At 47.7% G+C, this 13,954-nt stretch carries 10 protein-coding genes; 8 read left to right on the top strand and 2 right to left on the bottom strand.

The window, feature by feature from the left end; all coding sequences use genetic code 11:
- Positions 1 to 67: 67 nt before the first annotated feature.
- The 5 genes from GRF55_RS10100 to GRF55_RS10080 all read left to right on the top strand — a co-directional run bounded on the left by GRF55_RS10100 (position 68) and on the right by GRF55_RS10080 (position 6,053).
- Positions 68 to 262 (top strand): hypothetical protein, encoded by a 195-nt coding sequence (locus tag GRF55_RS10100; protein WP_220368284.1) that lies wholly within the window; start codon positions 68 to 70, stop codon positions 260 to 262.
- Between the two features lie 413 nt (positions 263 to 675).
- Positions 676 to 1,548, top strand: coding sequence for an ABC transporter substrate-binding protein (locus GRF55_RS10095; RefSeq protein WP_220368283.1), 873 nt, complete (start codon positions 676 to 678; stop codon positions 1,546 to 1,548).
- Complete coding sequence (locus tag GRF55_RS10090) at positions 1,545 to 3,923, top strand: SpoIIE family protein phosphatase (RefSeq protein WP_220368282.1); 2,379 nt, start codon at positions 1,545 to 1,547, stop codon at positions 3,921 to 3,923. Before GRF55_RS10095 ends, GRF55_RS10090 begins: the two co-directional genes overlap by 4 nt.
- Positions 3,920 to 5,719 carry an SLC13 family permease gene (locus tag GRF55_RS10085; protein WP_220368281.1) on the top strand — a complete coding sequence of 600 codons (1,800 nt, stop codon included), beginning with the start codon at positions 3,920 to 3,922 and terminating at the stop codon, positions 5,717 to 5,719. The genes GRF55_RS10090 and GRF55_RS10085 overlap by 4 nt, the downstream gene beginning before the upstream one ends.
- A gap of 31 nt (positions 5,720 to 5,750) precedes the next feature.
- Positions 5,751 to 6,053 (top strand): STAS domain-containing protein, encoded by a 303-nt coding sequence (locus GRF55_RS10080; protein ID WP_220368280.1) that lies wholly within the window; start codon positions 5,751 to 5,753, stop codon positions 6,051 to 6,053.
- A gap of 58 nt (positions 6,054 to 6,111) precedes the next feature.
- Here GRF55_RS10080 and GRF55_RS10075 read toward each other — a convergent pair whose 3' ends face one another.
- Complete coding sequence (locus tag GRF55_RS10075; protein ID WP_220368279.1) at positions 6,112 to 7,236, bottom strand: aspartyl protease family protein; 1,125 nt, start codon at positions 7,234 to 7,236, stop codon at positions 6,112 to 6,114.
- 188 nt (positions 7,237 to 7,424) lie between these two features.
- Complete coding sequence (locus GRF55_RS10070) at positions 7,425 to 8,381, bottom strand: NAD-dependent epimerase/dehydratase family protein (protein ID WP_220368278.1); 957 nt, start codon at positions 8,379 to 8,381, stop codon at positions 7,425 to 7,427.
- A gap of 1,258 nt (positions 8,382 to 9,639) precedes the next feature.
- Between GRF55_RS10070 and GRF55_RS10065 the strand changes: the two genes are divergently transcribed.
- From GRF55_RS10065 to GRF55_RS10055, 3 genes are all read left to right on the top strand, one after another.
- Positions 9,640 to 12,246 carry a hypothetical protein gene (locus tag GRF55_RS10065; RefSeq protein ID WP_220368277.1) on the top strand — a complete coding sequence of 869 codons (2,607 nt, stop codon included), beginning with the start codon at positions 9,640 to 9,642 and terminating at the stop codon, positions 12,244 to 12,246.
- 18 nt (positions 12,247 to 12,264) lie between these two features.
- The gene (locus GRF55_RS10060) at positions 12,265 to 12,468 is read left to right on the top strand and encodes a hypothetical protein (RefSeq protein ID WP_220368276.1); all 204 of its coding nucleotides are present in this window, start codon (positions 12,265 to 12,267) and stop codon (positions 12,466 to 12,468) included.
- Between the two features lie 430 nt (positions 12,469 to 12,898).
- Positions 12,899 to 13,531 carry a Crp/Fnr family transcriptional regulator gene (locus tag GRF55_RS10055; RefSeq protein WP_220368275.1) on the top strand — a complete coding sequence of 211 codons (633 nt, stop codon included), beginning with the start codon at positions 12,899 to 12,901 and terminating at the stop codon, positions 13,529 to 13,531.
- Positions 13,532 to 13,954: the final 423 nt, after the last annotated feature.

Genomic DNA, 13,954 nt, shown 5'->3' with positions numbered 1-13,954 from the left:
AAATAGAATCGGAAAAAGCATGGTTTCCAGGCAAGGGAACCATGCTTTTTTTGTGTTCCATACGGCAATGGCAGCCGGGAGAGTCCATGTCGGTCATCCGAACGCTGTCAGACGTTTCAGTACCGACGCTCCGTTCTCCGGTGATATCTTTCGTCCTGCTTCTGTCATCCCACTCGTTGAGCCGCTTGCCGCTTTTGTATATTTATGCAAGGGTGGAACGATTGGAGGGTGTTTTGCAAGCTATTGGTTTTCAGTGTGTTAAGTATGGCTTTCCAAAAGTTCAACTTTTAGCTTGCAAAAGTTGAACTTTTAGGCGGTGAAAGTTGAACTTTTAGAGTGCAAAAGTTGAACTTTTGGAAAGCGAAAGTTCAACTGCATATTTATACGCCCTTTTCGGTATGTTTATGCAAGTTGTGTGTTGGTGGTCAATTTCATCGGATTCGGGTTAAGAAACAATGGCTTTTTGTAAATTTTTTGTTTACAGACAATCCGTAAAAATGCACGATATTATTTGTTGTTTCGGATAAATATGTTTATCTTTGCTGCATCAACAATCTTCTTGGCGTGTCAGCGGCAAGAAAGAAAATAACTATAGGTATGGGGTTTGTGAAGAAATTCGTTTTACTTTTTGTCTGTTGCTGGTTGTCTTCGCTATGCGCGAGGGGCGAGCAATTTGTGTTGACTCCGCAGTGGACTGCGCAGGCGCAGTTTGCCGGATATTATGTGGCGGTGGCGAAAGGTTTCTACAAGCGGGCTGGTCTGGATGTGAAAATAGAGCACATCTCTGCGTCTAATTCTTGTGTGAATCGCCTGAAGGACGGCACAAGCCAGTTTGTTACGATGCACTTGCTCTCGGCAATCAAGTATATGGACGAGGGCTTGCGGTTGGTCAATGTGATGCAGGCAAGCCAGAATTCTTCATTGATGATTATCTCGAAAAAACCGCTTGAAGGTCCGAAAGACTTGCAGGGGATGCGGATAGGCAACTGGAAGGTGGGCTTTTCCGAGCTTGGCTTTATCCTCGACAAGGAGTATGGGTTGAACATTCAGTGGATTCCGTTCATTCAAAACATCAATCTCTTTATTTCCGGTGCGATAGACGCGACGATGGCAATGAGCTATAATGAGTATTATCAGCTGCTGATGTCGGGCAGGAGACTGAAGGAAAACCAACTCCTGTACTTTTCGAAGATTGGCTACAACATCCCCGAAGACGGTGTCTATGTGACGGAGGAGTTTTACAAGACTCATAAAAAGGATATTGAGAAGTTTGTGGCGGCAACCCGCCAAGGGTGGGAATGGGCATGTGCACACCCTCAGGAGACGCTTGATTTTGTGATGGATGCGGCAAAGAAGACGAAGGTGAAGACCAATCGCAAGGCACAGAAATGGATGCTTGAGAAAATACTGGACACCTTGGTGAGCAAAAGAAACGGGAAGCGAACCTATACGTTGGACGAAAGAGACTTCAACTTGGCAGTTCGCTTACTCCATACGAATGGGTATATCAGCAATAAAATCGCTTACAAACAGATAAAAGGATCATGAAACTTTCACGGTTTTTCAATACATCAAAATCTTTCTCCAAGAGGCTCACCTTTTGGGTATTGCTCACGGCGGGAGTCATTTTCGCCTTGATTTGCATCGTGTTGTTCTTTTTTATGCGCAACGGACTCTCCAAGGAGGCTAAGCAGCGGGCAGAAGGTGTGTTGGAAAACACGACCCTGCGCATCAATCATGTCCTCAATTCGGTAGAGGTCGCAGTGGGAAATACGGTTCCTCTCATCTATGAACACCTCGACGACCCCGACAAGATGTATGAAATCACCAAGCAACTCCTGGACATCAATCCGATTATTGCCGGGTCTGCCGTCGCTTTCGAACCGAACTACTACAAAGACCGTGGCGTGCAGTTCTCTCCCTATGCCTACAGGGATGGGCTGGAGATATCAAGCAAACAGTTGGGAACAGACGATTATGAGTACCATTACATGGACTGGTACCAGATACCGAAGTTGCTGGATACGGATTATTGGAGCGAGCCTTATTACGATACCGGTGGCGGTGAAATGATCATGACGACCTATTCCTATCCATTGAGGGATAAGGACGGTAAGATATTTGCCATCTTCACGGCAGACGTGTCCTTGGACTGGCTGACCAAACTGCTGAGCAATATCAAGTATTATAAAGATGCCTATACGCTGGCAGTAAGTAGGGGAGGAACCTATATCGTCCATCCGCGGAAAGAACGGATTCTCAATGAAACGATATTCAGCAACATAACTGAAACCGAAGATACGATTGACGACGGCATTGCGCATGCGATGATTGACGGAAAAGAAGGATTCTCGAAGTTTAAAAACGACGGAATTCCCTCTGTGGCATTCTACAAACCCATTCAGCGAACGGGATGGTCGATGGCAATCATCTGCCCGGAAAAGGAGTTCTTTCAGGTGGTAAGCCTGCTTGGATTTATCGTTGTGGCTACCATGTTCCTTGGATTGTTGACACTATTGTTCGTCTGTCATAAGGCAGTGAAGCGTATCACTCGCCCGCTGGAGCGCTTCGCCTATTCAGCCAACGAGATTGCTGCGGGTAATTTCGAAAGCGAACTGCCCGAAATCACTACCAAAGACGAGATGCTGAAACTCCATGACTCGTTCAAGATGATGCAGAATTCTTTGACAGAGCGCATAAAGGAACTGAAGGTTGTCAACGAGCAGAAAGGACGCATCGAAAGCGAACTGCGCATCGCGAGCGGTATTCAGCAGTCGATGATTCCAAAGATATTCCCGCCTTATCCCGACCGTAGAGATGTGGATATTTACGGTCAGCTGGTTCCGGCGAAGGAAGTTGGCGGCGACTTATACGATTTCTATATCCGCGACGAGAAGCTGTTTTTCTGTATTGGCGACGTGAGCGGCAAGGGAGTGCCGGCATCCTTAGTGATGGCGGTGACGCGAAGTCTGTTCCGCATCGTCTCAGCACATGAGTCGAATGCTGGGAAAATCGTTACACAGATGAACGAAGCCATGGCAGATATGAATGAATCGATGATGTTCGTGACCCTGTTCGTGGGTGTGCTCGACCTTCCGTCCGGGCGCTTGCGCTTCTGTAATGCAGGCCATTGCGCGCCGCTGATGGTCGGTTCGGGAATGGGGCTGCTGCCTGTCATCCCGAATATGCCTCTGGGTGTCGTCATGGGATTCAAGTTCGAAGTTCAGGAAACGCTTCTGGATCCAGGTTCCATCATCTTCTTATATACCGACGGTCTGACGGAGGCAGAGAACATCTCACACGAACAATATGAGGAACACCGGATGTTGGCGCTGACGAAACAGCTGAAGGAAGAAAAGAATTTGAATCCTACGAGCTTCATCAAGAGGATGACCGACTCGGTGAACGAGTTTGTGGATAGTGCTCCTCAAAGCGATGACCTGACGATGCTGGCAGTGCAGTATAAGGGTCTGAAGCGGGATATCCGCATGCAGCGCAGCATCGTTCTCGCCAACGATGTGAATGATGTCCCGCGCTTGAATGAGTTCGTCGATCAGGTGGCAGAGGCACTGGAACTGGATGCGTCTTTGGGCATGAGCCTGAACCTGGCACTGGAAGAGGCGGTGGTGAACGTGATGAACTATGCCTATCCCGACGGAAAGGCAGGAACGGTCAACATCGAGGCTTCGGCAGACGACGACTTCTTGAACTTTGTCATCAGCGATTCAGGCATCCCGTTCGACCCGACAACGAAGGAAGAGGCGGACACAACCCTTTCGGTGGAAGATCGTCCGATAGGAGGACTGGGCATATTCCTCGTAAGACAGCTGATGGATACCATCAATTACGAGCGGGTAGATGGAAAGAACGTGTTGAGACTTGGTAAGAAACTCAATCAGCAATCAAAAGAGACACAAGAATGATGGAGAGCGTGGTGTTTTTAGGATTGAACCTTTATGCGTGGGTGACCATTCTGACCATGGTGAGCATCTTCGTGGTACTTTCACGGACGCATGTTCCCGCTGAGGTGGCATTCCTAAGTGCGCTTACCGTTTTGTTGTGTTTCGGCATTGTGACGGAGTCGGAAGGAATGGCAGGCTTTGGTAGTGAGCCCGTCGTCGTGCATGGGGCGTTCTTCGTGGTGATGGCTGGTCTGATGAACACGGGTGTCCTGTATTGGTTGACCAAGCATCTGCTGGGCTCCCCGAAGAATTATCGCGGGGCTATCCTCACGCTCATGATACCCATATCTCTGCTTGCAGCACTGCTCAATTCGGTGAACGTCGTGGCATTGTTCATTGACGTTGTGAAAATGTGGGCGCGGAAATTGCGGATGCAGCCCTCGCGCCTTCTGATACCATTGAGCTATGCGGCAACGCTTGGCGGTATGTGTACGCTGATAGGAAACTCGTCGAACCTGGTGATTTCCGGACTTTATGCAGACTATACGGGCAAGTCAATGTCGCTTTTCGCTCCTTTGATTCCAGGACTGTTCTGCACGGCTATCGGAATCCTGTTGGTATTGCTTTTCCGGAAGATGATACCGAATCGCCCTTCGCCCGAGACGTCGTTTGAGTCAACAAGCGACTATACGGTCGAACTGCTCGTGCCGACGGAGAACGATGCTGTCGGGCTGACTGTCGATGAGGCTGGCTTGCGCAATGTTCCTGGCGGTTCGTTGATAGAGATTGTGCGGTTTGACAAAGAGATTATCACACCAGTTCCCAAGGATGAGTTCATCATCGGTGGCGACCGGCTCATATACTCAGGACAGATAGGCGAGCTGCTTGAACTCAAACGCACACACGGACTTGTGGCAGCCGACCATCACGTCTATAGTGTCAGTGAAATAGATGATCGGCGTACGCTGCGTACTGCTTATGTCGGTTTTGGCAGTGACTTGATAGGTACGCGGATGAGTGAGAATAGTTTTGAGCATCGCACGGATTTGGTGCTCGTTGCCGTTGCCCGTCAGGGAAAACGTGTTGACCAGCAGCCCCGTGAGGTGAAGTTGGAAGCCGGCGATACCTTGCTGTTTGAATGTCCGCCGAAGGACGACCGTGAGATAGAGGTTCTGACAAAGGGGAGCCTTACCTTCTTCGATTCGCACTTCGTGCCGCAGTTGGGGCGTAAGACGGTCATTGCGTCGCTGATAGCCTTGGGCATGTTCCTTCTATCATGGTTCCACGTGCTGCCGCTCATGGCGACAACGATGCTTGCTGCCGGTGCCATGCTGATATTCAAGTGTTGTCGCATGCAGAAAGTCATTCAATATGTGGAATGGAACTTGCTGCTTGTCTTAGGTACGACGGTGGTGCTGAGTGCTGCCATCGTGAAGACGGGCGTTGCAGAGACCCTTGCCAACAGCCTGTTGGAAATCAGCGGCCATAACCCTTATGTCATCATGGCACTGATGTGTATCTTGGCTTCTGTCGTGAGTGAATTTGTGAGCGATGTGGGTGCCTGCGGTATCTTTTTCCCGATAGTCTATCAGCAGGCAACTATATTGGGTTGCAACCCCATGCCGTTTGTCATCTCGCTGATGATAGCTGTCACCACGGCTTTCGCGTCGCCTATCGGTTCAGCCACTCACATGTTGATATACGGCCCTGGAGGCTTCCGGTTCCATGACTTCACGAAGATAGGTCTGTGGATACACCTGGTGCTCCTCGTTGCCAATTTGTTTATTGTTAATATGATTTTCCCTCTTTACGAATAGAAAGTATAATAATAAAAAATAGAAAAAGATTATGACGATTGAAATTAAAGAACAAGACGGTGGCATCATTGCTGTTTTTGACGGACGTTTCGACACTCCTGCAGCTGTTCAGGCACAGCAAGATATGGCACCATTGATGGAAAATGCCGACAAGGAAATAACCCTTGATTGCACGAAGTTGGAATATGTCAGCAGCTCGGGTTTGCGTTTGTTCCTCACGTTGCGGAAAGAAACCTCCGCAAAGGGTGGAAAAGTGGTGATAAAGAATATCAATGAGGAAATCAAGAAGGTCTTCATGATGACTGGTTTCTTCAACCTTTTCGATATCAGATAGCATCAGATGCTCTGCCGTGAGCAGGCGCTCCTTTTTTGAAAGAACGAGGTAGGAGAAGTTATCTTCTGCTTTTGACGTGGTGGATGTCTCCCATGGTGTCTTGCACGACAAACGTGTGTTCACGGTCTTCAACAAAAGGGAATCTCAGGAACTGCTCAAAAGTGTTGATGGCGATGCCGTCGATGCTGATGACGATGTCGCCTTGACGGAAGCCGTTCCGATAATGTTCGCTACCTTCCCGGATGAGTCCCACGACTGCGCGGTTGTTCTTCGGAACGAAAGCAATGTCGGTCTGGCTGTTGCTTACCATCATTTTGTCGCCATCGGAGTAGGGGATAAAGCGAATCTCCTTTTTCCGTGGGAGAATGATGATGGTGCCATAGTTGAGCAGCTCAGCCCCGATGCGCGAATTGCCTTCTGTGGTCAGCGTGTGGTAGTCAAGAAACGAGAACCCGCCCATATTGACAGCATCCAACCAAAGAAACGACATCTCGCTCAATTGTTCGGTTCCGAAATAGCCTATCGCACGGCTTCCATGCCCGACTCCCTCAATCTGACTGCTGAAATCCGGGAACTTCCTGGAAAACACTTGTAGGCTTCTGCGTGCCATGACGTAGAGCCGACGGCTGCCCGTGTCAAACCGCGCCTCGTCCGTGCAGTTCGGATACGGACTCAGTTTGACGTTCGGCACGAATCGGAGGAGGCGGTATTTTAAGGAATATCCGCGTTCGTTGAGAAACAGGTCGCGGCGGTCGGTCAGAATCATCACTCCCTCGCGGGCATCAATCTTTGCAGACAGTCCTTTGTTGAAAAGGTCGAAGCCAATCACTCCGTCGAATTTTGTTCCGACAAGTCGCTCCAGCAGTGAGCCGACATAGCCCCGGAGTGTCAGGTTTCCTAACCGGATGTCAGGAAACTGAACCGCCTTGACCGTGTCGCTCTGCCCGTTGGCATCGTAAGCCACCTGATTGCCCATGATTCGTATGTAGGGGATTGTCCCGTTTCTGTGGAGTATGCCTTGGCTGGAGCCTGTGTCGAGACAAAACCGGCGCTCCTTGCCATCCACCAGCGCGCGGATGTATATCTGATTGTCCTCAAACTCGATGGGGATGGTATCCACAAAGTTGTGCGCCGACACACTGAACCTCGTGTTGTATCGGTACATCTGTGCATGTGTCATCATGCCCGCACACACAAAAAGCAAGATGAAGACAAAGCGCCTCATGGCGACAAAGATAGTGAAAAATCTGCTGAAGCGAGTAAAAAGGCGGGCATTTTTCTTTCGCTGCCGACATGGTGTTGATTAAAGAAGAAGCCCGAAATCCGTTGCGGATTTCGGGCTTCTTGCGTATCTGTGAGTGCTCTTTATGATTATCCGAGCAGTTTTTTCGTCAGTTTGTCGAGCATGTCAACGGTCATGGTGCTGAGGTCATATTGCGGTTTCCAGTCCCACTCGTTGCGTGCGCATGAGTCGTCCATGCAGTCGGGCCAGCTGTCGGCAATGCCCTGTTTGAGCGGATCGACGTCATACACCATCTTGAAGTCGGGTTTGTGCTTCTTGATTTCCGCATAGATGGTCTCAGGGTCAAAGCTCATGGCTGCCACGTTGAAGCCGTTGCGGTGGATGAGACGCGTCGGGTCAGCCTCCATCAGTGTGATGGCAGCGTTGAGAGCGTCGGGCATGTACATCATGTCCATCAGCGTGCCTTGCTTGATGGGGCAGGTGAACTGCTCACCGAGCACGGCGTAATAGTAGATGTCCACGGCATAGTCGGTCGTTCCGCCGCCCGGAGGAGTGATGTAGGAGATGATGCCCGGGAAGCGCACCGAGCGTGTATCCACGCCATATTTCTTGAAATAGTAGTCGCTCAGCAACTCAGTTGTCACCTTGCTCACGCCATAAATCGTTCCGGGGCGCTGCACCGTGTCTTGCGGGGTCATGGTGTGCGGTGTGGAGAGTCCGAACGAACCGATGCTACTTGGTGTGAACACGGCGCACTTGTTTTCGCGAGCCACCTCGAGAATGTTCCACAAGCCGTCGATTCCGATTTTCCATGCAAGGCGAGGCTTACCTTCTGCCACGACTGAAAGCAGTGCGGCGAGGTTGTAGATGGTGTCGATGTTGTATTCCTTCACTACCTTGGCAATGCCTTCCGGGTCGGTCACGTCGGCAATAGCCGAAGGACCGCTCTCGAGCAGCTCACCCTTAGGCTCTGCACCGATGATGTATCCAGCCACAACGTGTTCGTTACCATAACGTTTTCTGAGTTCCATAGTCAGCTCCGAACCAATCTGTCCGGTTGAGCCGATGACCAAAATGTTTTTCATTATCTGTGTGTTTTTAGGTTTCTGCCTGCAAAGTTAGTGCAAGTTGAGCGAAGAACAAAATAAATTCTTTATTTTTTCTTCCGAGACGCTGCCTGACTTGGGTTGACTTGGATATGGTCTGTTGTGTAGCTCGCAGATTTTATTCCGTAGCCATATTTGGAATCTGTCATTTCTCCCTTCGTGCGCTATACATTATTATATATATGCGGGCGGATACATCGATCCGTCCCTACAATGCGCCGTGTTTGAATTATGATAAGGGTTGTCTGCCTCCCGTAGGGGCGGATCGATGTATCCGCCCGAAAAGTTTCTCTAACCAAATTCACTGAATTTGGTGATCAATTCAAGTTGATTTGGTGACCAAATCAACTTGAATTGATTTTTGAGAGTTGAACTTCATTCATTTTACAAACTAAGTTTCGTTCCCAGTATTCCCACTGCTCTGAGCCTCTTCCGTTCTGCTGTTGGATTGCAAATCCAGGCGAATGAAGGGCAGAGCGAGGGTGGGGCGGACGCAAAAGCCTCCCCCAGTGGGGAGGAGGTTTGGAGGGCGCTCTTCCGTTTTTTTATTTAAAAAAGAGCAGAAAAAGTGTAAAGAAAGTATAAAAGTGTAAAGTTTTTAGTTAATAACCCAAAAATTTTACAAATGCAACACTTGTGTTTCGGGAATAATTATATTTTTGTGCCGCAAACAGTGACATCACTTGGCGGCGCTGACGTGTCTGGAAGGTCGGGGAGTGTGTTCTTGTTTGTCAGGATTTGCGATTCGCTTGTTTCCCTTTCGGATTATAAGTCCTGATCGTTTTTTACTGCCGGGTGACATGTCCGACAGGACAAAGGTAAAAGAAACTGATGAAATAAAAGAAACAAATAAGGTAAAAGATAACAAAAATATTAAAAGATTAAAAGTAAAAGTGTTTAGCATTAAGGGTATTATGTTTCGAGTGTCGCACTTTATTGTGCGACATGTTGCAAGGTGTTGGCGGCTTCTTTTCTCGAGAAGCCACCCGCTTTGTGCTTGCAGGGCGCAACGGCTTGGCTGTCGGCATTCGTCTGACGGTGCCGTGCGCGTAGCGTTGTTACCCCCCCCCCCATTCATGTAAGCAGCAGATTATCAAAGACATATAGAGATGTGCTTGACTTCCGCAGGGAGGTCTTGTGCATCTCTTTTTGTATTTGTTCGTTCCATGCAATATGGATGAGTTAAATTGATTGTACATTATTAAAATATAAAAAGGATTATAAAATGAAAGTAAAAATGAAAAAATTAGTGTGTTCAGCAGTAGCGTGTACCTGTGCCTTTCTGCTGTTCCCGATGTTTGCATCGGCGCAGTCGCAGGGTGGCTTGCAGACAGATACTTACGGTTCAATTACAGGAACCGCAGGAACAAAGTATCTTTGGGTGAATGCAGCGAACTTCCCCGATGACGATTTTCGAAGTTATTTGCTATCCGCACATGCATCAACAGCAGCCGGCGGAAGTTATGTCATACCTGAAAGCATAACCAATGTGGATATAAAAAACTGTTGTGGATACTCCGTGGGAAAAACTCTGAGAAGCACTTGGAATTATATTAACGTATCCGACTTATCTCCAGAAGACCAAACCACTGTAAATGCCTTCTTTAATGACCAAACAATTCGAGACGGTCTCTGGCAACAGGCTGCTGACGACGGATATGGTCCTGGTGATGGTGAATTCTCTTTCACAACCGGAGTGAGGAAAATTGAAAAAGACATTGTCTCATCCGTGGATGTAGTAAACGGTGAGCATCATATCTACAGGACACAAACAGTAGAGTATGAAGCAATCCTTACGCTTGATATGGATGAAGCTGAGGCCTGGAGTGAAATCCTTACATTTGGTGGGGCGGGAAATGAAGAGTTATACGCATCCCACCATATATTTACTAAGGGCAATGTTTCCGACCTGACGGGCATTAGTTATTTTACTAATCTGCGTCGTCTGAAATGCAGCATGGAAAAACTGAGCGGAGAGTTGGACTTGACGGGATTAACGAAGCTTGACAGTCTGGATTGTAGCTACAACCGGCTGACCGACTTGAAGGTAAATCTCGTTGCCCACGCTTGGTGGGATAAAATACAAGGAAGTTATGATCAGAGTAAGGACATCGCTCATCAGCGCGTTTTCTTGGATTGCAGCAACAATTTCCTGTCCAACCTGAACAATGTTGTTGTGACACCTTCGGCAGTTGGGCAAATGGTCAATATTGAAGGGAGCTATGCAAATAATCGTATTTTGGCTTTTCCGCTGGGACATCATCCATATTACGATACGGGTAATGGCATATTTGCCTTCTATAAGTACCCTGGTAATGGTATTTATCTTTTTAGCCGCTTTTACGTGAATTCAGACGTGCAAATGACAGACACTCAAAGGACAATGTTTGAAGGACTTAGTGCACTTGACAATATGAATAATCTTTATTTCCATAGATACCCCAAAAACATAAATCTGGCATATGATTATCAGCTGAGAGAGAATGGGCTGCCCGTGATGTATTCAAATTCTCTTCAGAAAATTGATGTCAATTTGTCTGTAATAGACAAGATGCGAAGCAGAGTGGGAGTTGCTGTGCCAGACAATTTATATGATGAAGAAAATCGTTTTGAGGACGTGGTACTATTAGATAACGCCTATCCGGAAAAAGTTAAGCAAGGGGAAAACAGCTATTACGTTTACAGCGAAAGCAGTTCTTCGGCTGACCTTGACTATTGTCACGCAAAAGCATCAGTCTCGTATCGTCTTTTCAATGGCTATGCGTCGTGGATAGGGATAGCAGATCTTGATGGTAATTGGGCAGGTCACCCTTCAGAACCCAGAGTATCATCCGATTTTAATCTTTCGGAATTGAACATCAACAAGTATGCTGATTGGTTTGATTCTAATGTCAATACATATTTTGATAGCAGCCAGCATGGTTTTCCTTACCTGTATTTAGGATACCCAGCTTGCGACCTTACTCAGGTGGGCGATTCTTATGACCACAATGTCACCCTTACCGCCGACCACTATGTGATGTATGTCAATCCGTTGAGCGAAGATACAGAAGGCAAGTGCAACGGCACAGCCGTTTTCGACTACGATGCCATCATTCCCGAAGGCTTGGAGGCGTTTATCGTCACGGGCTACACCGATGGTGGAGAGAGCAGCCGCTTCAAGACCGGTCAGCTACAACTGGTGAAAGTGGGCGACGGCGACGGAGCCGACGGCTACAAACGCGTGATACCTGCGAACAATCCCGTCTGCCTGCGCACGAAGCAGACCGTGAGCGAAGGACAGGCTGCCGACAAGATGTCAACAACAGGACTCTATCCCTTCCTCAACAACAACGAACGGACCAACTATCCCTGCCCCGACCCCAATGATGCGCAGTACGAACCGTTGGAGACGATACCCGCATCGCTGTTTGCGGATAATATCCTGCGCGGCATGCTCGACACCTCCGGACAGAGCTATACAGCTGGCACCGTGCTCACACTGGGACGCTATATGGATAACGGAGAGAAGAAAATAGGCTTCTGGACTTACAACGGCGCAAAACTCAACATGCACCGTGTATATATTCTGAAAAGTGACCTGAATATGTCGTCGGATGCGAAAGGTTGTACGCTGGGTTATGATGACGGTGCGGTGATAACAGCTATCGGAGGCGTGAACAAGGATCATGAAACCTACGACAATACATGGTACACCCTGCAGGGCATACGTCTGTCAGGAAAGCCGACGCAAAGCGGTGTCTATATACACAACGGACAAAAAGTTGTCGTGAAAAATGGTGAAACGATTATGCCATCTGCATTACTGAACACGCCGGCTGCTGTTTATACGGACAATTTCTAACCAAAAAAATATATAACTATGGAGCAAGATAAAAAGACATATGTAACACCCGATATTGAAGTCGTCTGCGTGGAAATATTTCATCCGATTACTGCCAGTGAAGAGTGGACGGGAGATCAGTTCGGCAAAAGTACGGATTTCGAAGATATAGAGGATGAGGGTTTCAGCCGCATGGATGTGTGGAGCGGCTTCGACGATGACTTTGATAAAGATATATTGTAGTCTCCGCCAACAGACGGGAATGCCTGTCGGAATCGGAAATCGTCTTAATGGATAAATGAAGCATTAGTGATGTATAAGAAATGGGAACGGAGTAGGGGAGAAATCCTCTATGCCTTCCCCTTCAAATACGAGATAAAACCGGTATAAATGTTTTTTCATTACTCTCTCTATATACTCATGTTTTTTGAGATGATTGTGGCAGGACGGCTGTCGTGAGGCAGCCTCTCACAAAAGGTTTAATTAAGCAAACGGTAAAGAGGGTGCTTTTTCGCTACCTGTTGTGAAACGGTGGAGGTTTTTTAAACAAAGAAATCTCCCAACCCAACGGAAGGCGAGGGAATGAACATAGAGTATCAAACAGCGTTTGAGAACTCAGTGTAAATATTTTAGTTTAAACATCAGCTAAATAAAACAAAGAAAGGAAAAGTTTATGGATATAAAGACAGAGAAATTGATGAACGTTTCTTTGTTCGAGGGGTATGGGCGTGAGGAAATCGCCCAACTGCTACAACAAATGCCTTACAGGCTTCGTAAGAAAAGTAAAGGTGAGCACATCGCATATGAGGATGATGAACTTACCGATCTGCTGGTACTTGTGGAAGGGAAGGTGCACACAACCATGGTACATAATGACGGCAGTGAGGTGGTCGTTGACGTGATTGACTGTCCGTTCATTCTGGCACCCGCCAGCGTGTATGCTTCCGATCATCATTATCCGGTGAACATCATTGCCGAAACCGATTGCCTGCTGATGTATATCAATGGCACGGAATTTTCGGATATGATGCACACTCACAAGCAAATCATGATGAACTTCATCATCATACAGAGTGAACGCATACATTTTCTTAGCAAACGCTTGAGAGAATTTGCATTGCTGTCGCTCAAGGAACGGGTACTCTATCACATGCTAAAAGATGATGAACCGATAAAGAATGTTGAACTCTTGGCGCGCCGACTGAGCGTGTCGCGTTCGTCACTCTCCCGTGTCCTCTCCGAACTGAAAGATGAAGGGATTGTCGAAAGAACCTTGAATGGGATAGAGCTGCGGAAGGAGGAATGAGCCTAAAGCCCTATTCCCCTTCCGTTGTTGGGGATTTGCAATCCCCAACAGAACGAGGAACGGGAACGGTCAGAACAGGTACTTTTGTCTGGTGCAAGGGAAAGGGTAAGAAAAGATGTTAAAGGATTTAGATTTGATAAACAAACTCATGTCTGTTCCTGTCTTCGAGGGCGGAATTCATGTGACGCTATGTGCCCGTGGATTCCCCGCACTCCCCACAAGATAAGTATATTTTCATTGCTTTATAATATTTCTGTGGGCAAAAGAGATGCCGTGAGGCATTTCGCCCACTCATAAAACTCTGGAGGGAGAAAAACTTTTTCGCCGTCTGTTGTGAAACAGACATCTTCTCCCGCAAGATAACTTTATTTACATCATTTTATTATTATCTAGTTTTTTACGAGTCTCCGGCGTTGCGAAACG

This window comes from Prevotella sp. Rep29 (assembly GCF_019551475.1).
In the GTDB taxonomy this organism is placed as follows: domain Bacteria; phylum Bacteroidota; class Bacteroidia; order Bacteroidales; family Bacteroidaceae; genus Prevotella.
Note: the sequence above shows the minus strand (reverse complement) of the source record. Positions and strands in the feature narration are given on the sequence as shown.